Below are 19,506 nucleotides of genomic sequence, written 5' to 3' on the forward strand. Positions count from 1 at the left end.
GATACTTAAGGGGACAAGCGTGGTTAATGGGCTTAAAACCCTTAAGCCGTCTGTGGATCGTTAAAAACCGCCCTGGGAGTTGTCCCCATCCACACCCTGTTTAAAACCCAGTTAACGCACAATCCGTGAACAGGGCTTAACCGCGGAACGACGCGGTGGGATCGGGTTATCCACAGTTTCCACAGCAGTTATTAACACTACGAATCCCAAAAAATTGAAATCCCTCAAATAACAATCTCGTTCTGCCACCTCCCGCACCAGGCCAAAGACCCACCACCGGCCAAGCCGGGGCCGGGTTGCGACTGCCCATGAAGCCGGGGGACCAGCAGACGGGGATGGGTTAATCGCGGATGTTCCGGCTAAGCTGTCAGCAGCGCTCCCATCCTTGGGTCTGTTTGTAGTTCGCTGAGTGCGGACCATGCAGGTTCCGGTGCCGGATTGCGAAGATTTAGCGGCTTCCAAGCAGGAATCCGCGGCTACTACTTGGCAGCAGCAATGAAAGGCGGCACCCCTCCGTGAAGTTCAGAGTCGACCGCGACGTCCTGGCAGAAGCCGTTACGTGGACCGCGCGGTCGTTGTCTCCGCGGCCGCCTGTTCCGGTGCTTTCCGGCCTACTCCTCAAAGCTGAGGCAGGAACAGTCAGCCTCTCGAGCTTCGATTACGAGACCTCTGCCCGTTTGGAAATTCCTGCGGACATTGCTGTTGAGGGCACCATTTTGGTCTCCGGTCGCTTGCTGGCTGACATCTGCCGCAGCCTTCCCTCGGCTCCCGTGGAGGTGGAGACCGATGGCAGCAAGGTCACACTGACCTGCCGGCGAAGCAGCTTCCACCTCGCCACCATGCCTGAGGGTGAATACCCCGCACTCCCGGCACTGCCTACCATCAGTGGAACGCTGCCCGGCGATGCCTTTGCCCAGGCTGTTTCACAGGTCATCATTGCGGCCAGCAAGGACGACACCTTGCCCATCCTTACCGGCGTCCGGATGGAGATCGAGGACGACCTCATCACGCTCCTCGCCACGGACCGTTACCGCCTGGCCATGCGCGAAGTTCCGTGGAAACCTGTCACTCCGGGCATTTCCACCAGCGCTTTGGTCAAGTCCAAGACCCTGAACGAGGTTGCCAAGACCCTCGGTGGCAGCGGGGACATCAACCTGGCCCTGGCAGATGACGACAGCAGGCTGATCGGCTTCGAAAGCGGCGGACGTACCACCACATCGCTGCTGGTGGACGGTGACTACCCCAAGATCCGCTCGCTCTTCCCGGATTCCACACCCATCCACGCCACGGTCCAGACCCAAGAACTGGTAGAGGCTGTGCGCCGTGTTTCCCTCGTGGCCGAGCGAAACACTCCGGTACGCCTGGCCTTCACCCAGGGGTTGCTGAATCTCGACGCCGGCACGGGCGAAGACGCACAGGCTTCCGAAGAGCTCGAAGCCCAGCTTTCCGGCGAAGACATCACAGTGGCCTTCAATCCGCACTACCTCGTTGAGGGTCTGAGCGTCATCGAGACCAAGTACGTTCGCTTCTCCTTCACCACCGCCCCCAAGCCGGCCATGATCACGGCCCAGGCTGAGGCGGACGGCGAAGACCAGGACGACTACCGCTACCTCGTGATGCCGGTCCGCCTCCCCAACTAACCGGAACGTACCGCCACCTTCGCAGAAAAGAGTCCACACTGTGCACATCGGTCTGATCGGCCTTGGAAAAATGGGTTTCAACATGCGGCAGCGCATGCGGAACGGCGGCATCGAGGTCACCGGTTTCGACCGCAATCCCGACGTCACCGATGTTGCTTCCGTGGATGAACTCATCGCGGCACTTCCCACACCTCGGTTGGTATGGGTCATGGTCCCGTCAGGCGCGATCACTGATGCAGTGTTGACCGAACTTGGTGAGAAACTCAGCCCGGGTGACCTGGTGATCGACGGCGGCAACTCACGTTTCACCGAAGACCAGAAGCACGCTGCGGCACTTGCCGAAAAAGGCATCCGGTTCGCTGACTGTGGTGTCTCCGGTGGCGTATGGGGTCTGGAGAACGGCTACGGCCTGATGGCCGGCGGCGCGGACGAAGACATTGAACTGGCCATGCCGGTCTTCGATGCACTCCGGCCCGAAGGCGATCGTGCAGACAGTTTCGTCCACGTTGGCGGCGTTGGCGCGGGACATTACGCGAAGATGGTCCACAACGGCATCGAGTACGGCCTGATGCAGGCCTACGCCGAGGGCTACGAATTGCTGGCTGCCAAGGACATCGTGAAGGATCTTCCGGGGACTTTCCGGGCTTGGCAAAAGGGTACCGTGGTCCGCTCCTGGCTGCTGGACCTCATGGTCAAGGCATTGGATGAAGATCCCGGCCTCGCGTCGATCGATGACTATGTTGAGGATTCCGGCGAGGGACGTTGGACCGTGGAAGAAGCGATCGCCAACGCAGTACCGGCACCAGCCATCACGGCTGCGCTTTTCGCCAGGTTCGCTTCCCGCGAGGATAACTCGCCGGCCATGAAGATGGTTTCCGCCCTGCGCCACCAGTTCGGCGGACACGCCACCCGTCCGGCCAACTAGGCCGCAGGAGTCCTGCAAACGGCGTGTACCTCGAACATCTTTCGCTGACGGATTTCCGCAGTTACGCACAGGTTGACCTTAAACTTGGTCCTGGCGTGACTGTCCTGGTTGGTTCCAACGGAATCGGCAAGACCAACCTGATGGAAGCAATCGGATACTTGGCGACCCTGAGCTCCCACCGGGTCAGCACTGACGCGCCGCTGCTGCGTTTCGGTGCGGAGCGCGCCATGATCCGTGCCCGGCTCGTCCGAGGAGAACAATCCACGGTTATTGAGGTGGAAATCAATGCCGGGCGGGCCAACCGGGGACGCATTAACCGTGGAAATCCAGTGCGGGCAAGGGACATTCTGGGAATCTGCCAGACGGTATTGTTCGCCCCGGAGGACTTGGCGCTGGTCAAGGGCGATCCCTCCAACCGCCGCCGGTTTCTGGATGAGCTGCTGGTCAGCCTCGTTCCACGGCATGCCGCTACGCGGAGCGACTACGATCGCGTGCTGAAACAGCGCAACGCCCTCCTGAAATCAGCCCGCGCGGGCAAATTCACTGCCGGCCACGAAGCTACTTTAGATGTTTGGGACCAGCACATGGCCCGGGCCGGTGCCGAGCTGCTCCATGCCCGGCTTGAGCTGGTTGAACGTTTGCGGCCACACCTGAACAGCGCTTACGCGCAGCTCACTGATGGTTCCAAAGAGGCTGGTGCGGTTTACCGCTCAACCATCCAGGGCGTACTGGACGACGACGGCGGTCCGGCCGATCCCGGTACGGAACCTTCGGCGTCGGTTGACGACCTCCGGCTGTTGTCCGTGGATGAGCTCACCGAACGCTACATCCAGGCCTTCGCTGCCTCGCGTAAGAAGGAATTGGAACGCGGCATCTCGCTGGTGGGTCCGCACCGCGACGAGCTTGAACTGGTGCTGGGACAAGCCCCGGCCAAGGGCTATGCCTCCCATGGTGAAACCTGGTCCATGTGTTTGTCGCTGCGCTTGGCTTCCTACTATGTGATGTTGGATGATGCCCGCACCGGGGGCACCGCTCCGATCCTCATCCTTGACGACGTTTTCGCCGAGCTCGATGTGCAGCGTCGGCGTAAACTTGCTGCAATAGTTGCCGGTGCCGAGCAAGTGCTGGTGACTGCCGCCGTCGACGCCGATATCCCCGAGGAGCTGGCCGGACGGCGCGTAACCGTTGTTCCGGGAGGCATCGATGGCGAAGGATAGCCGCGACGGACTTCAGCCCGGCCGCGATCCGGATGAAATCGACGCTGCCCAGGCGGCTCTGAACCGGATGCGAGAGGCCGCTGCGGCCCGCGGTGAGGTCCGGCAACGGGCGCCGAGGCCCGGATCTGCTCCGAAACGGAAGGGCATCCGCGATACCAGGGGTTTCGCGCAATTCCATGGCAGCGGCCGGGATCCGTTGGGACTTGGCAATGTTGTGGGCCGTTTGGTGGCCGAGCGCGGTTGGACGTCACCTGTGGCGGTGGGCTCGGTCATGGCGGAGTGGGAAACGTTGGTGGGGCCGGACATCTCCGCTCACTGCACACCGGAGAGTTTTACCGATACCACGCTCCATGTCCGCTGTGATTCAACTGCTTGGGCAACCCAACTCCGCCTGCTGAGCACCAGCCTCCTTGAGATGTTCCGCAACGAACTGGGCGAAGGCGTGGTGACCAGCATCCAGGTGCTCGGTCCATCGGCTCCGAGTTGGCGAAAAGGCGGGCGCAGCGTCAACGGTCGCGGACCACGGGACACTTACGGCTGAACGGCGTGCAGGGGCATTCAACGCCCCTGAGTCGTATAGGCCCCCATCGGGACCACTATAGGGCCATTGCAGATAGGGCCAGCGGCCTCCCACGGCCATATTCAGCTCTCGGCTGCCCCCGTATTTGCAAGGATTTGTGCGTTTCCACGATAGAATTGGTGTAGATCACTGAGCGCCGGTGAAACGTCGTTGGGCTCCTGGATCCACTCTTGTGGCATCGGGGACCCCCTTCGTCGGAGTAATCGGCGCAATCAGTCACGTGCCCGTTGACGGCTGCGGTTCGCCGTGGACACCACCGGGAACGGCCGACATCGAGTACAGAGGAGTCGAAAGCGCCTGTGGCTAACGACAATGCAGAGACCTTGGCAGTAGAGCCCGAAGAGGAGACTGTTCCCGAGCCCGACACGCCCGTGGAGGCGCCCAGGGAGTACGGTGCCAGCGACATCACCGTGCTGGAGGGCCTCGAAGCGGTCCGCAAACGCCCCGGCATGTACATCGGATCCACCGGACCCCGCGGCTTGCACCACTTGGTTTACGAAGTGGTGGATAACTCTGTTGACGAGGCATTGGCCGGTTACTGCAGCCATATCGAAGTCACCCTCCGCGCCGACGGCGGCGTTCGCGTTGTTGACGACGGTCGCGGCATCCCCGTGGACATCCACCCCACCGAGGGCAAACCTACGGTTGAAGTGGTCATGACCATCCTCCACGCCGGCGGTAAGTTCGGCGGCGGCGGTTACGCTGTTTCCGGTGGCCTCCACGGTGTGGGTATCTCTGTGGTGAACGCCCTGTCCAGGCGCGTGGACACGGAAGTCCGCCGCCAAGGCCATGTCTGGCGCATGACCTTCGCCGACGGCGGCAAGCCCCAGGGCGAACTCGTCAAGGGAGAAGAAACAGATGTCACCGGAACGTCGCAGACGTTCTACCCGGACGGCACAATCTTCGAGTCCACCGAGTTCGACTTCGAAACCCTGCGCGCCCGTTTCCAGCAGATGGCCTTCCTCAACAAGGGCCTGCGGATCACGCTGACCGACGAGCGTCCGGCTTCCCGCGACGGCGATGAGGACCTGGACCTGGATGCCGTGGCCACCGAAGGCGAAGTGGCCGCCGAGCACCGCACCGTGGTCTACCAGTACCCCGACGGCCTGCTGGATTACGTCAAGCACCTGAACTCGAACAAGAAGGTGGAGATCGTCCATGAGGATGTCATCGCTTTCGAGACCGAGGATACCGAGCGGCACATCGCCGTCGAGGTAGCCATGCAGTGGACCACCGCGTACTCCGAGAGCGTCCACACTTACGCGAACACCATCAACACCCATGAGGGCGGAACGCACGAAGAAGGCTTCCGCGCCGCCATGACCTCGTTGATCAACCGCTATGCGCGGGAGAAGAGCATCATCAAGGAGAAGGAAGACAACCTCACCGGTGATGACATCCGCGAAGGTCTGACGGCCGTTATTTCCGTCAAGCTTTCCGAGCCGCAGTTCGAAGGCCAGACGAAGACCAAGCTGGGTAACTCCGAGGTCAAGGGTTTTGTCCAGCGCGTTGTCACGGATCAGCTGGGTGACTGGCTGGAACGTAACCCCGGCCCTGCCCGCGATGTCATCCGCAAAGCCATTTCGGCTGCCCAGGCACGCATGGCTGCCCGCAAGGCACGCGATAATGCCCGCCGTAAGAGTCCGTTGGAATCCTTTGGCATGCCCGGCAAGCTCTCCGACTGCTCGTCCAAGGATCCTTCGCGCTGCGAGGTCTACCTGGTGGAGGGTGACTCGGCAGGCGGCTCGGCAAAGCGTGGCCGTAACCCGGAAACCCAGGCCATCCTGCCCTTGCGTGGCAAGATCCTGAATGTTGAGCGTGCCCGCTTGGACAAGGCACTCGGCAACGCCGAAGTCCAGTCCATGATCACCGCATTTGGAACGGGTATTGGCGAGGACTTTGATATCGCCAAGCTCCGGTACCACAAGATCGTCCTGATGGCCGATGCCGACGTTGATGGCCAGCACATCACCACCCTGCTGATGACGCTGCTGTTCCGCTACATGCGCCCGCTGATCGAGAACGGCTACGTCTACCTGGCACAGCCGCCGCTGTACAGGATCAAGTGGTCCAACGCTGCGCACGACTACGTCTACAGTGATCGCGAACGTGATGAAACCATCCGCAAGGGTGCCGCAATGAACAAGCGCCTCCCTAAGGACAACGGCATCCAGCGCTACAAGGGCCTCGGCGAGATGGACTACACCGAACTGTGGGACACCACCATGGACCCGGACCGCCGGACACTGCTGCAGGTCACCATGGATGACGCCCTCGCTGCCGACCAGACCTTCTCTGTCCTGATGGGCGAGGACGTTGAATCGCGCCGTAACTTCATCCAGCAGAACGCCAAGGACGTCAGGTTCCTCGATATCTAGGGCCCCGCAAAGGCATCTGAATATTCCAGAACTGACATATACCTGAAACGGAAACCTTAGATTATGAGTGACGAAACTCCCGAAGTCCCGGCGGAATCAAACGACGCCGAGGAAGTTGTTCTTGAGGGTGATGTGCTGACCGACCGCGTGGAGCAGGTGGACCTGCAGACCGAAATGCAGCGGTCCTACCTGGACTACGCCATGGCCGTGATTGTTGGCCGCGCCTTGCCGGATGTCCGTGACGGCTTGAAGCCGGTGCACCGCCGCGTTCTGTACGCAATGTTCGACGGCGGTTACCGCCCGGACCGCTCGTTCAATAAGTGTGCCCGCGTGGTGGGCGATGTCATGGGTACCTACCACCCGCACGGTGACATGGCGATCTACGACGCCTTGGTCCGCCTGATCCAGGACTGGACCATGCGGTACCCGCTGGCACTTGGCCAGGGCAACTTCGGTTCACCGGGCAATGACGGCGCTGCCGCACCGCGTTACACCGAAACCAAAATGGCACAGCTGGCCATGGAAATGGTCCGGGACATTGACGAGGAAACCGTCGACTTCCAGGACAACTACGACGGCAAGAACCAGGAACCCACCATCCTGCCGGCGCGTTTCCCCAACTTGCTGGTCAACGGGTCCTCCGGCATCGCCGTCGGCATGGCCACCAACATTCCGCCGCACAACCTTCGCGAGGTTGCCGAGGGTGTGCAGTGGGCGCTTGAAAACCCCACAGCCACGCGCGAAGAGCTCCTAGAGGCTCTGCTGGTCCGCATCAAGGGCCCCGATTTCCCCACCGGCGCCACCATTCTGGGCCACAAGGGAATAGAAGACGCTTACCGCACGGGCCGTGGCTCCATCACGATGCGCGCCGTGGTCAACGTCGAGGAACTCCAGGGCCGTACCTGCCTGGTGGTCACCGAGCTTCCCTACCAGGCCAACCCGGACAACCTGGCGATCAAGATTGCCGAACTGGTCAAGGACGGAAAGATCTCAGGCATTGCGGACCTCCGCGATGAAACCTCAGGCCGTACCGGCCAGCGCCTGGTGATCGTGCTCAAGCGCGATGCCGTGGCCAAGGTGGTCCTGAACAACCTTTACAAGCACACGCAGTTGCAGGACAACTTCTCGGCAAACATGCTGGCAATTGTCGACGGCGTCCCGCGCACCTTGAGCCTGGACGCCTTCATCCGGCACTGGGTTGCGCACCAGATGGACGTCATTGCTCGCCGCACCCGCTACCGCCTGCGTAAGGCAGAGGAAGAAGCGCACATCCTGCGTGCACTCCTCAAGGCACTGGACATGCTGGATGAAGTCATTGCCCTCATCCGAGCTTCCAACACCACAGAGGCTGCGCGTGAAGGCCTGATGGAACTGCTGGAGATCGACGAACTCCAAGCCCGCGCCATCCTGGATATGCAGTTGCGCCGCCTTGCTGCCTTGGAGCGCCAAAAGATCCAGGACCGCCACTCCGAGCTCGAGGCAATGATCCAGGAGTACAACGCGATCCTGGCTTCCGAAGAGCGGCAGCGCCAGATCATCAGCGAAGAACTTGCCGAGATCGTGGCCAAGCACGGCGATGACCGGCGCACCCACATCCTGATGGGCTTCGACGGGGACATGTCCATGGAGGACCTGATCCCTGAAGAGGAAATGGTTGTCACTATTACGCGTGGCGGCTACGTCAAGCGCACACGCAGCGACAACTACCGTTCCCAGCAGCGCGGCGGCAAGGGCATCAAGGGTGCCCAATTGCGCGGCGACGACGTCGTGGAGCACTTCTTCGTCACCACCACCCACCACTGGCTCCTGTTCTTCACCAACCTGGGGCGGGTCTACCGTGCCAAGGCTTACGAGCTCGCCGAGGCGGGACGCGATGCCAAGGGCCAGCACGTTGCCAACCTGCTCGCTTTCCAGCCGGACGAGCATATCGCCCAGGTCCTGGACTTGCGGGACTACCAGCAGGCCCCCTACTTGGTGCTCGCCACCAAGAACGGGCTGGTCAAGAAGACAAGGCTGGAAGACTATGACACCAACCGCACGGCCGGTGTCATTGCCATCAACCTGCGCGACGAGGACGAGCTGGTTTCTGCCCAGCTGGTCAGCGAGACAGATGACCTTCTTCTGGTCTCACGCAAGGGCCAGTCCATCCGCTTCACAGCCACCGATGACGCATTGCGGCCCATGGGCCGTGCCACGTCGGGTGTAACGGGTATGAAGTTCCGTGAAGACGACGAACTGCTTGCCGCAGACGTAGTCCAGGACGGCTCTTTCGTGTTCATCGTGACCGAAGGCGGCTACGCCAAGCGGACCGCAGTGGACGAATACCGCCTGCAGGGCCGTGGCGGCCTGGGCATCAAGGTAGCCAAGCTTGCCGAAGACCGCGGTGACCTTGTGGGCGCCTTGATCGTGCAGGAAGAGGACGAAGTCCTGGTGGTTATGGAAGGCGGCAAGGTGGTCCGCTCGGCGGTAACCGGCGTCCCTGCCAAGGGCCGCGACACCATGGGCGTCATCTTTGCCAAGCCGGACAAGAATGACCGCATTATTGAGGTTGCGCGCAACAGCGAACGCGGCCTGGAAGTCGAAGAGTCAGAAGACGGACTCGACGATGACGTAACGTTGGCTGCAAACGACGGCGCCTCTGAGGCGACCGTGACGGCCGAAACGGAAAACGACGCAGACCCGGAAACCGAAACGGGCGCGGAGCTGAACGAAGACAACACCGGAGGTAACGAGTGAGTAATTCCGACTCATATCCCAAGCCGAGCACAGGTGTCCCCGGCGGACTCCGGCAGCCCTCAGGCAGCGCACAGGCAGGCACGCCTGCACGGCCCCAGCAGCGTCCAGGAACCGGCGCTGCCGGAACCGATGCCGCCGGGGCACGCCCCGCAAGCAGCGCCACCTCCGGGCAGCGTCCTGCGGGCGCTCCCGGCCAGCGGCCGGCACAGTCGGGCCAGCGTCCCGCCCAGGGTGCTCCCGGTCAGCGCCCGGCGCAGCCCGGACAGCGTCCCGCCCAGTCAGGTCAGCGTCCCGCCCAGGGTGCCCCCGGCTTGGTGAAGCCTGCGCCCAAGGCAAAGGTTCGCCGCGCACGCCTGCTGGTCAGCAAGGTTGATCCGTGGTCTGTCCTGAAAATGGCGTTCCTCTTGTCTGTAGCGCTGGGCATCGTCACTGTGGTGGCTGCCATCGTGCTGTGGACTGTGCTGGATCTCACCGGCATCTTCAACCAGGTGGATAGCCTCCTGGGTACCTTGGCGGGATCGGAAGGCAGCGGATTCGAACTGAAGAAGATCGCTTCGCTGGGCCAGGTAGCTTCCTTTGCCACGATCATTGCCGTGGTGAACGTCGTCCTGCTGACGGCACTGTCCATGCTTTCCGCCGTTCTCTATAACATTTCCGCAACGTTGGTTGGTGGCGTCGGCGTCACCCTGACCGACGACTAAGAAAAATCCGCGGAATTCCGCCCAAAAAGGCGGAATTTCCTCTCGGAAATGCCTCGATTTGAGATCGGGCCGGGATGTGCTGTACAGTCATATCTCGGCCCGATGAGGCATCGGGGCGTATAGCTCAGGCGGTTAGAGCGCTTCGCTGATAACGAAGAGGTCCCAGGTTCAAGTCCTGGTACGCCCACGGAACCGAAAGAGGTTCAGGTAAAACTGAACCGGAATGAGGTACTTGTGAAGAAGTTGCTGGTAGTTGTAGCAGCGGCAGTCGCAGGTGTCCTGGTCTATAAAAAGGCGCAGGAATCCGAAGCCCGGAAGGATGTCTGGAGCAAGTCAACCGACACGGTGGACTAGCCGAGGAACCCGGTCCGAACTGGTAATTACCAGCCTGGACATGGGGTATGATTGACGGGTTGCTTCTTATGGGGGCATGGCGCAATTGGTAGCGCACCTGCTTTGCAAGCAGGGGGTTCGGGGTTCGAGTCCCCGTGCCTCCACCATAAGAAAAGTCCCGGTCAGAAATGGCCGGGACTTTTGCTTTTAAGACACAAGGCCTTATCGCCGCTGAAGCTGCAGCGGTTCAGGCTGCTGGAACCCGCTGCAGCGCCCGCTCGAGGAATGCCGCCAGCTCGCTGTTGCCCAGGACAGGTGTCACTACGCCGAGCTCCAAGGTGGGCTGTGTCTTCGCCCCGGCTGTCTTGAGGGCGGCCTCCACATTGCGCCGGGCTGCTGTCGCGGCCTGGGTATCCCCGCGCTTGGCCGCCTCCAGCATGGTGACCGCCTCTTCCACGCCCCGGCCGTACTCCGCCGCCGCTGCAATCCATGCGGTGCCGTCCTGTGCGAATCCCGGCTCGGCCATGCGCGGCAGGAGCTCGGGCAGTTTGCGGAGCAGCCCAGCGCGTGCCTTGAGGTCGCCCGAAGGTGACTTGCCGGCGTCGTACTCCGCCCAGAACCGGTCGATGTCCCGTCGCAGCTCCGGCGCGGAGGGCGTGAGTTCGTCGTCCTGCCAGTCCTGGTTCAGGTCCACGAAGGCCCGCACGGCGTCTTGTACTTCCGGTTCGGGACCGGAGAGCAGCGACAACGCGGCGTCCATGGACGTGGCGGGCTGGTATGCCGGTCCGTTCCATGACAGATCGGCGTAATTGAAGATGGCGGGCAGGGAGAGGTAAGGCTGGATCATCGGGTTGGTGACAATGCCCTGAACGGAACGGTGGAGATCTGCCTCCCTTCCAATCACCGGCGCAAGGAAGAGATGGTCCTGCGAGAAGTCGTTGACCGGGTAGTTGTCCCAAATGACGATGCTGCGGGGGTCCCCGGGCGTCCCGTAGCTCTGGCCGGCAGTTTCTGCCGACTTTCCGGTGATCCGGTGGGAAACTACGTCTTCACCCGTCCACTGCACCACGATCCCGGGGTTCAGTGCCCGGCCAAGTTCGGCTTTGTACGGGGTGGTCCCGGATCCGTTGTAGAAGGTGGGAACCGTTTCCAGCGGCAGGACGCCTGCTTTGCCGGAGATGAACTTGGCATTCACATCGTTGACAAAAGATGCCTGAGCCTTGGCCAGGTTCACTTGCCCCGCTCCGAATTCGCGGAGGTCTTCCGCGCATTGGACCTTGGTGGCGATGTCATCCAGGGGAATAACGAACGAACGTACCCCCAGCGAATACAGGGATTCAAGCTTTGCCACAGCGTCCTCGAGGTCGGCCTCACGCGAATAACAAACATCGATCCCCGGCGAGAGCGCGTAACTGAATCGGACGTGGTTGGCCGCAGTGGCGTCGATCAGTTCCTGGAGTTCCTCGAGTTCCTGGTCTGTGTACAGCTCGCGCCACTTATCCCGCAGCAGGGGGTCGTCCTTGGGCGAGTAGATGTAGGTGTTCATCTTTTGGGCGCCCGCAAATTCGATGACATCCAAACGGGCCTGATGGGACCACGGCGTTCCGTAGAAGCCCTCAATGACCCCGCGCGTTGCCATCAATGGCCAGTCACTCACCAGGACCGGGGCCACTGAGCCGTCCTTGAGCAACTGCCGAAGTGTCTGGACAGCGTGGAAGACGCCGTCGTTGTCCCGTCCGGCGAGTACCGCCGTCGGAATCCCATCAGACTGTCCAGTAGCGATTGAATAACCTTCAGCGCGTCCAAGGGCGTCGCGTACGGAAGAGTCGCCGTCAACTTGCAGGGCCTTGAGGACCGGATCCATGGCTGACTCAGTACCCAGATGGATGGCAGCTGATCCGTCACGGGGACTGGAAAGCGCTGTGACCACCTCCGCGGTACCTCCTGCGTCCGCCACGAGGTCCTGGACGGCTGCGGTGGAGGCCGCATCTGTTCCGGCGGGGGCCACAACGTAGACGTAACCGGTCATGGGAACGGGGTCTCCCTTTCCCGCCCGGGCATGCTGCGGTACCGGGAAGATCTTTGGGACGCCTGCCGTATCTCCACCAGGACCGCCGGTTCCCCCAGCGTCACGGGAAACGGCGAACCATCCAGCGACCACCAGAGCAGCAGCGAGCACCACCGCCGCCACCAGCAGCAGGATGGACCGCCGGCGCTTGGCGCCGGAACCGATGGGCGCCGTATTCAATCAGATAACCCCTTGGGTACGCCGTTGCCGGCTCACTGGAATGCTCACTGGAATGCTGAGTCAAGACAATCACACTGTTGGAGCATCAGATAGGGGCTGGAACGCTCCCCGCCCCACTAGTGTTGATCCGTGACCCTTCTCATTGCCGCCCTGGGTGTCCTGGGTGTGGCCTCCTCCGGACCGCTCATTGCCGGCACCCTCGGAGCCACCTCCGTGACGGCATTGGCCATAGCTTTCTGGCGGAATGCGATCGGTGCAGTGGTCATGGCGGCTCCGGTGGTGATCCGTGAGCCACGAGCCTTTGGCAGGATCACCCGGCGGGAATTTGGCTGGTCCACGGTTGCTGCTGTTGCGTTGGCCTTCCACTTCGCCTGCTTTATCACGGCCCTGCAGCTGACGTCGGTGGCGGCCGCGACTGCCCTGGTGTGCCTGCAGTCCGCGTGGATTGCAGTGTTCCAGCTATTCCGGGGCACACGGCACCGGTGGCCGGTGTTGTTGGGCCTCGGGATCGCTTTCGGCGGAGTAGTAGCCATTACCGGCTTCGACATGGGCTCGTCCCCCGAAGCGCTGCTGGGAGACCTTCTGGCACTGGCAGGTGGCGCACTTGCCGGCCTCTATACGCTTGCGGGTGGAAAGGCCCGGCAATCCATGGGAACCGGCACCTACACCACGCTCTGCTATGGCATGTGCGCGGCGATCGTGGCGGTGCTGGCTTTGTTCAGCGCCCAGCCCCTGACAGGGTTCGACGCCGGAGGCTGGCTTGGCATTATCGCCATCACCGTCTGTGCGCAGTTGGTAGGGCATACAGCCTTCAACCACTTGCTGGCCACGATGAGCCCGTTGCTGGTTTCCATGATCATCCTGCTGGAGATCCCCGGGGCTGCAATCCTGGCCGCTGTCTTCCTGGCTGAGACCTTGCCTGCCGGGACTTATGCGGGCCTGGCGCTGATCCTGGTAGGCCTGGCCGTGGTCGTTGCCGGGCAGCGGCGGGGACGGGCTGAAGCAGACCGGCGCGAAGCCGAGCTGGGCACTGACTGAACGTCCGGCGTCGTGCGCTGGTGAAGTGGCGCTGTACGCCTAGAGGCCACCACGCCGGGCGCCCTGGGTGGCGTTCGCCGTGTGGATGGCACGGAGTATCTTGGCCGGGAAATAAACCGAGAAAAACACCACCATGGGTGCCTTCAGGGCCATCTTCTTTACGTTGTGGGCCTTGTACGTCCGGTCGAAACGCTGCACGTAGTAGCGGTAATCGCGGGGTGAATCCTCCAGGCGGCGGGCAGACATCCCGGACACCATCTGGGGAACGTACTGCACCTTGAGGTCGTGCTCGAAGAGGTGCAGGGAGAGATCGATGTCCTCGTGCATCTCATCCTTGGGATCCAGGCACGCTTCGTCGCGGATGGTCTCCCAAGCGGTGCGGCGAAGAGCCATGTTGGATCCGAAGAGGAAATGATACTGATGCTTGGCCAGGCGCAACATGAGCTGGCGCATTTTGTCGTCCGCCTTGAGGCCGAAGCGGCGCATGGGCATGTCGTAGTAGACCACGGGACCTGTTGCCGCAGCGATCGACTGGTCCATGAACGCTTTTTGGACCTGCTCAACCCAGTCCGGCTCCAGGACGGAATCTGCATCGATGCGCCCCACGACCTCGCCTGTGGCGCTGTTCAACCCATGGTTCCGAGTGGGGATCAGGCCCTGGGCGGCTTCCTGCCGCAGGAGGATGATGGGGCTTTCCGGGTATTCCTGCTGCATCTGGCGCACAATCCGTGCGGTGCGATCCGTGGAGAGGTTGTCCACCACAATGATCTCGTCAGCTGGAACGGATTGGTAAACGGCCGCGATGAGACACTGGCGAATGACGCTTTCCTCGTTATACGCCGGGATGACGATGGACACGCCCGGGGGCACCGGACCATCCTGAAGGGCACCCGCAGAGGGTCTATCGGCTGACATCACTCCAAATCTAACACTCCGGGCAGCGCGTCCGATGGAGGCTTCGGTTACAAGCCGGCAAACACTGAAGGGACCCCGGCAATGACCGGGATCCCTTCAGTTACTGGATGCACTGCCTCTGTTCGAGGCGTCATTGAGTGCTTAGTGCTGTGCACCCTTGGCGTCGGAATCCGAGCCGTCAGCGTCCTTGTGCAAGCTGGCGGCAATGTTCTTGACAGCAGTCTTGGCGTCCGTTGCAACCTTGGCGGAGGAGTCCTCAACGTTCTTGAAGGCATCCTTGGTGGCCTGCTCTGCTTCGGCTGCGGCTTCCTCCGGTGTGAGGTCACTGGTGCCGGAATCAGTCACTGCGGCCGCCGATGCTGATGCCGAGGCATCAGCGGGGGCTGAAGCAGCAGGAACCGGAGCGGGCGTCGGTGTGACCGGGGAAGGCGTCTTCCACGGATCCTCCACGGGCTTGGAAGCCTTCCAGGCAGCAACGCCGGCGGCAGCGGCCGCAGCAATGACGGTAACGATCAGCCAGCCGCGCTTCTTGGGCTTGGGCTGTTCCTTCACCAGTGCGGTGGTAACTGCCTTGCTGGCCTGGTCCGTTACGGCCTTGATGTGCTTCCCGGTGGCCTGGGCTTGCTCCTGGACGCTGTGCACAACACCGGAATCAACCAGTTTCTGCGCCACGGCGTCCACCTGTGCCGGTGCATTCTCCAAAACGTGGTGAACTGCTACCGAGGCTTGGCCCAACTGCTCGGACAGCTTGGGCAAGTACTCATCCACCACTTTGTCCCGGGCAAGGCCGAGAGCCGGAGTGGCTTTGTTGAGCGTCTCCTGGATCCTGGGCGTTGCGTCCTCCACTACGTCATGGATCTTCGGCGCGAGGTGCGCCAACCCATCCTGAATCCGCGGCGTAACCACAGCAACGCCGTCGGCGAGGTTGTGCGCAGCAGACTTCAGCCCCTCTTGGATCTTGGGGGAAGCGGTATCAATGCCGTGCTGGATACGCGGAACAGCCCAATTGACGGCAGCTTCCACGCGGGGTGCCGCCCAGTCGCGGGCGTTGTCTACTCCGGCCACAACGGATTGTTCGAGGTCGCGGGCAATACGGTCTGATTTCTTCACAACTACCTCCCGATACACATGCTCGTTTGTTGCTAGCCTACGTCGCTTGGGGAACACCGGCTATTCATCCGGCGGATTCGTCCCGGATTTCACCGAGCGCGGAACCGGCTTTACAACTGCACCGGCGTTGACCCTGCATGGAAGAATGGGGCCATGACCATCGCAACCGCAAAAGCAACGATCCACACGACCCTCGGCGACATCAAGGTTGACCTCTTCGGCAACCATGCGCCCAAGACGGTCGCCAACTTCATTGGCTTGGCCACGGGCGAAAAGTCCTGGAACCACCCCGAGACAGGCGAGGACAAGACCGGCACGCCGCTGTACGACGGCACCATCTTCCACCGCATCATCAAGGACTTCATGATCCAGGGCGGCGATCCCCTGGGCCGCGGCGTTGGCGGACCGGGCTACCAGTTCGACGACGAAATCCACCCGGAACTGACCTTCAACGCTCCGTACAAGCTGGCCATGGCCAACGCCGGTATCCAGATGGGCAAGGGCACCAACGGGTCACAGTTCTTCATCACCACCGTGAACACCGACTGGCTCTTCGGCAAGCACAGCATCTTCGGTGAGGTCACGGATGAGGAATCCCGCAAGGTTGTGGATTCCATCGAGGCCGTCCGTACCGGCATGGGCGACCGCCCGGTCGAGGACGTCGTCATCAACAGCATCGACATCGAACAGCTCTAGTCCCACTCTGAACCTGAGCTCATGAGTTACGGAATCCCGTCGGCAGAGCCGTCCGCTGATATTCCGGTGTGCCCGAGGCACCCGGACAGGCCCTCCTATGTGCGGTGCCAGCGCTGCGGGCGCCCTGCATGCCCCGAGTGCCAGCGGGCGGCCGCCGTCGGGTTCCAATGCGTTGACTGCGTCAACGAACAAAAACGTACGACGCCGGTCTACCGGTCTCCGTACGGCGGCGCCTTGGCTGTGGGCAAGCCCCTGGTGACGTACGTGATCATTGGGCTGTGCCTGTTGATCTTTGTCCTTCAGTGGATTGTGCCCGGCGAGGCGGTGTTCCAGAACTTCGCGTTCGCCAACGTTTTTGCAGATACCGAGCCTTGGCGCATGCTGACGGCCGCTTTCCTGCATTCCCAGGGTTTCCTGCTCCATATTGTGCTGAACATGTACACGCTGTGGATCTTCGGACAAGCCCTTGAGCCCTTGCTCGGACGGATCCGGTTCCTTGCTGTGTACCTGCTCTCGGCAATCGGCGGCTCGGTGGGCTTCCTGTTGTTGACCCCTGACCGGCCCCTGGTGGGTGTGGTGGGTGCATCCGGCGCCATCTTCGGCCTCTTCGGCGCCATGCTGGTGGTCCAGCGACACCGAGGCGGCGAAACCAAACAACTCTGGGTCCTGATCGCCATCAATGGCGCCATCGGCTTCTTTGTTCCAAGCATCGCCTGGCAGGCACACCTGGGCGGTTTGATCACGGGCGGCCTCGCTGCTGCCGTTATTGCTTATGCCCCTCGCGGCAAGAACCAGGCTTTGCTGCAAGCAGGCGGCCTCGCTTTGGTAGCCGGACTGTTAGCCGTAGCGACCTGGTTCCGAGTCACTTCCGGCTGAGCCGGAACCCTACCTTTCCTGACTTCCAGCCGGCCCGACCGGTTGCCGCAGGATGGTCTTGAGCTTTTCCGGCGCGGTCCGGCGAGGATCGCTGAGATAGATCTCGTGATGCTTGCCTGTCATAACCATCGACTGCGCGGGAATGAAGCCGTTGTGCATCTCCTCTAGCACGGGTGCCTCGTCATCGTAGGACCCTATGTGTAGTGTTTGCACGCTCAAGCCCTCCTCAAGCGGCTCCAAGCGAAGAGCATCCAACGCCGGGGCCTCCCCCTTCTTCGCTACCACCTCGCGCGCCGCATCAAAGTGCCCGGGCCCAATCCAGTCCGGGACCATGGTCATCAGCGTCCAATCCCACTGTGACTTGTCCCTGGCGCTGGTGAAGGACTCCATGTCCGCCGCCCACCAGAGGGCCTCCAACGGCATCACTGCATAATCCTGACCCAACTGGTCCTTGCTGAAGAACTTGAGCTTGTAGGCAACCGGATACAGCGTTGCCAGAGCATCCTTGTAAGCCTGTGCGCTATTGGGGTCTCCGTGGCCGTCAATCATGAGGAATTGCAGCGTGGGAACGTTGACCACCGCGAACTCGCCGTGCTTGGCGCTATAGGTGGGGACCAGCTTTTTAAAGTCGCTCTTCATGTGATCACCGTACGCCCAGGTGGGCTGAACCTTCCGGGCCCGACAGTCCGCGGCCATCAGCGGTGGTTATCCACATCTGTTATCCACACTGTGTGTAACTTACAATCGTGTAGTTAGCCCTTCTTCCCCTCACGCGCACCGTTAAACGAGCAGATATCCCCCGAAAGGCATGCTTTTCTCCACACCTGTGGATAACTTTGTCCCCTTCGGGTGCTGTTTTGTGGACAAAAGCGGTCTCGAACGGCCAGCTGGGGATAACCCTGTTAATGACTCACCACAGCTCTGGCTATCAACAGGCTTATCAACATTGTTAATAACTTACACACGTGTAGTTCAGCGTCCGGACCGCGCTTGGATGACCGGCATTGCAGGGATGTGTTCAGGGAAACCCACAAGTTTTCCCCACCTGTGGATAACTTGTGGGTAGGGCGATGTTATTAAGTGGGTAACTTCAATGTTCCGCGGTTTCCCCAAGCGCCGGCCTGAACACTGCTGTCGCGACGGGATCATGTCCGTTGACCTATTGGGTGTTTCTGATGAGCCCTTGACGTGGCTCGAGGCAAAACCGGCAATCCCGGGTTGTTGAACTTTGCGTGAAGACTGGAGCACTATCCACAGTTCGGTCCACAGTGGGTATAACCGACCACGCACATCGATACGCCAAAATCCGGTGCGGGTCCAACGATCAGCGCGATATTTGCATGGATGTCCACAGAGTTTATCCACGCCTGTGGATAAAGTTGCGCACTTCTGTGGACAAGGGTTGGGGATTTCCGGCCGCCCGCTCTACGCCGTGCCGGGGCCGGGTCTCAGGCCCAAACTCCGGACGAACCGCGGCGATGACTGTCCAGAAGGTGGGTGTCGATGATGCCGACTGCTTCCATGAGGGCGTACATCGTGGTGGGTCCAACGAAAGCGAAGCCCTTCTTCCGCAGTGCCTTGGAGAGCGCGATCGACTCAGGGGACGTTGTGGGGATGTCAGCAAAGGTGCGTGGAGCCGGGGTTGCTTCCGGCTGAAAAGACCAGACGAAGTCAACCAGGCCACCTTCTTCGCGCAGGGCAATGGTGGCCTTGGCATTGGTGATGGCCGCGCGGATCTTGAGACGGTTCCGGACGATGCCGGCATCCAGCATGAGCCGTTCGACGTCCTCTTCCGTGAAGGCGGCAACACTCTCCGGATGGAAGTCCAGGAAGGCGGCCCGGAATGCCTCCCGTTTCCTCAGGATGGTGGCCCAGGACAGACCTGCTTGAAACGCCTCGAGGCTGATGCGTTCATACATGCCCTGCTCATCGCGGACAGGCATACCCCACTCGTGATCGTAGTAAGCCTGCATGAGAGGGTCTGAAGCTGCCCACACAGGGCGGGCGAGGCCGTCTTCACCAATGATGGTTCCGTTGTCCGGGCTCATGCATGCTCCTCCGCGGCCAGGGTTGGTGGACCCAGGCCAGTTGTTGTGGCTTCCGGGGATATTCT

Annotated in this window: 15 protein-coding genes, 2 tRNA genes and 1 pseudogene; 13 read left to right on the forward strand and 5 right to left on the reverse strand. The window is 61.5% G+C overall.

Annotated elements, in window-relative coordinates; genetic code table 11:
• Window positions 1-515: 515 nt before the first annotated feature.
• The 10 genes and pseudogenes from dnaN to HP499_RS00230 all read left to right on the forward strand — a co-directional run bounded on the left by dnaN (window position 516) and on the right by HP499_RS00230 (window position 10,677).
• Window positions 516-1,640: a DNA polymerase III subunit beta gene (dnaN, locus tag HP499_RS00190; protein ID WP_026541013.1), complete on the forward strand. Its 1,125-nt coding sequence runs from the start codon at window positions 516-518 to the stop codon at window positions 1,638-1,640.
• Between the two features lie 7 nt (window positions 1,641-1,647).
• Window positions 1,648-2,565, forward strand: a pseudogene (gene gnd, locus HP499_RS00195) (phosphogluconate dehydrogenase (NAD(+)-dependent, decarboxylating)); the annotation flags it as partial.
• Window positions 2,566-2,588: 23 nt separating this feature from the next.
• Window positions 2,589-3,782 (forward strand): DNA replication/repair protein RecF, encoded by a 1,194-nt coding sequence (gene recF, locus HP499_RS00200; protein WP_172321968.1) that lies wholly within the window; start codon window positions 2,589-2,591, stop codon window positions 3,780-3,782.
• The gene (locus HP499_RS00205; protein ID WP_172321969.1) at window positions 3,769-4,323 is read left to right on the forward strand and encodes a DUF721 domain-containing protein; all 555 of its coding nucleotides are present in this window, start codon (window positions 3,769-3,771) and stop codon (window positions 4,321-4,323) included. Before recF ends, HP499_RS00205 begins: the two co-directional genes overlap by 14 nt.
• Window positions 4,324-4,661: 338 nt before the next feature.
• The gene (gyrB, locus tag HP499_RS00210; RefSeq protein ID WP_172321970.1) at window positions 4,662-6,740 is read left to right on the forward strand and encodes a DNA topoisomerase (ATP-hydrolyzing) subunit B; all 2,079 of its coding nucleotides are present in this window, start codon (window positions 4,662-4,664) and stop codon (window positions 6,738-6,740) included.
• Window positions 6,741-6,803: 63 nt separating this feature from the next.
• A complete protein-coding gene (gene gyrA, locus HP499_RS00215) occupies window positions 6,804-9,476 on the forward strand; it encodes a DNA gyrase subunit A (RefSeq protein ID WP_172321971.1) in 2,673 nt (890 codons plus the stop codon).
• The gene (locus tag HP499_RS00220) at window positions 9,473-10,177 is read left to right on the forward strand and encodes a DUF3566 domain-containing protein (RefSeq protein ID WP_172321972.1); all 705 of its coding nucleotides are present in this window, start codon (window positions 9,473-9,475) and stop codon (window positions 10,175-10,177) included. The genes gyrA and HP499_RS00220 overlap by 4 nt, the downstream gene beginning before the upstream one ends.
• A gap of 113 nt (window positions 10,178-10,290) precedes the next feature.
• Window positions 10,291-10,364 (forward strand) — tRNA-Ile (locus HP499_RS00225).
• Between the two features lie 47 nt (window positions 10,365-10,411).
• Window positions 10,412-10,531 carry a DLW-39 family protein gene (locus tag HP499_RS24850; RefSeq protein ID WP_209320078.1) on the forward strand — a complete coding sequence of 40 codons (120 nt, stop codon included), beginning with the start codon at window positions 10,412-10,414 and terminating at the stop codon, window positions 10,529-10,531.
• A gap of 70 nt (window positions 10,532-10,601) precedes the next feature.
• A tRNA-Ala gene (locus HP499_RS00230) sits at window positions 10,602-10,677 on the forward strand.
• A gap of 80 nt (window positions 10,678-10,757) precedes the next feature.
• On the opposite strand, the gene HP499_RS00235 is transcribed toward HP499_RS00230, so the two are convergent.
• Window positions 10,758-12,758, reverse strand: a complete 2,001-nt coding sequence (locus HP499_RS00235; protein WP_172321973.1) for a beta-N-acetylglucosaminidase domain-containing protein — start codon at window positions 12,756-12,758, stop codon at window positions 10,758-10,760.
• A 129-nt stretch (window positions 12,759-12,887) separates the two neighbouring features.
• Here HP499_RS00235 and HP499_RS00240 point away from each other — a divergent pair, with 129 nt between their 5' ends.
• Entirely contained in the window at window positions 12,888-13,796 is a 909-nt protein-coding gene (locus HP499_RS00240) for a DMT family transporter (RefSeq protein WP_172321974.1), read from the forward strand.
• A gap of 39 nt (window positions 13,797-13,835) precedes the next feature.
• Here HP499_RS00240 and HP499_RS00245 read toward each other — a convergent pair whose 3' ends face one another.
• Both HP499_RS00245 and HP499_RS00250 read right to left on the reverse strand, forming a co-directional pair.
• Window positions 13,836-14,711, reverse strand: coding sequence for a glycosyltransferase family 2 protein (locus HP499_RS00245; protein WP_172321975.1), 876 nt, complete (start codon window positions 14,709-14,711; stop codon window positions 13,836-13,838).
• Window positions 14,712-14,852: 141 nt separating this feature from the next.
• Window positions 14,853-15,821, reverse strand: coding sequence for a hypothetical protein (locus HP499_RS00250; RefSeq protein WP_172321976.1), 969 nt, complete (start codon window positions 15,819-15,821; stop codon window positions 14,853-14,855).
• Between the two features lie 153 nt (window positions 15,822-15,974).
• Here HP499_RS00250 and HP499_RS00255 point away from each other — a divergent pair, with 153 nt between their 5' ends.
• Window positions 15,975-16,517 (forward strand): peptidylprolyl isomerase, encoded by a 543-nt coding sequence (locus HP499_RS00255; protein WP_026541003.1) that lies wholly within the window; start codon window positions 15,975-15,977, stop codon window positions 16,515-16,517.
• Window positions 16,518-16,538: 21 nt separating this feature from the next.
• Window positions 16,539-17,393, forward strand: coding sequence for a rhomboid family intramembrane serine protease (locus HP499_RS00260; RefSeq protein ID WP_172321977.1), 855 nt, complete (start codon window positions 16,539-16,541; stop codon window positions 17,391-17,393).
• Between the two features lie 9 nt (window positions 17,394-17,402).
• Here HP499_RS00260 and HP499_RS00265 read toward each other — a convergent pair whose 3' ends face one another.
• Entirely contained in the window at window positions 17,403-18,032 is a 630-nt protein-coding gene (locus HP499_RS00265) for a GyrI-like domain-containing protein (protein ID WP_172321978.1), read from the reverse strand.
• Window positions 18,033-18,841: 809 nt separating this feature from the next.
• Window positions 18,842-19,441 carry a DNA-3-methyladenine glycosylase I gene (locus tag HP499_RS00270; protein WP_172321979.1) on the reverse strand — a complete coding sequence of 200 codons (600 nt, stop codon included), beginning with the start codon at window positions 19,439-19,441 and terminating at the stop codon, window positions 18,842-18,844.
• Window positions 19,442-19,506: the final 65 nt, after the last annotated feature.

Source organism: Paenarthrobacter sp. CM16, assembly GCF_013179505.1.
GTDB lineage: Bacteria > Actinomycetota > Actinomycetes > Actinomycetales > Micrococcaceae > Arthrobacter.

Coding starts and splice junctions, on each gene's coding strand:
- HP499_RS00205 (WP_172321969.1), top strand. CDS start 3,769: ATGGCGAAGGATAGCCGCGACGGACTTCAGCCCGGCCGCGATCCGGAT.
- gyrA (WP_172321971.1), top strand. CDS start 6,804: ATGAGTGACGAAACTCCCGAAGTCCCGGCGGAATCAAACGACGCCGAG.
- HP499_RS00245 (WP_172321975.1), bottom strand. CDS start 14,711: ATGTCAGCCGATAGACCCTCTGCGGGTGCCCTTCAGGATGGTCCGGTG.
- HP499_RS00255 (WP_026541003.1), top strand. CDS start 15,975: ATGACCATCGCAACCGCAAAAGCAACGATCCACACGACCCTCGGCGAC.
- HP499_RS00260 (WP_172321977.1), top strand. CDS start 16,539: ATGAGTTACGGAATCCCGTCGGCAGAGCCGTCCGCTGATATTCCGGTG.
- HP499_RS00265 (WP_172321978.1), bottom strand. CDS start 18,032: ATGAAGAGCGACTTTAAAAAGCTGGTCCCCACCTATAGCGCCAAGCAC.
- HP499_RS00270 (WP_172321979.1), bottom strand. CDS start 19,441: ATGAGCCCGGACAACGGAACCATCATTGGTGAAGACGGCCTCGCCCGC.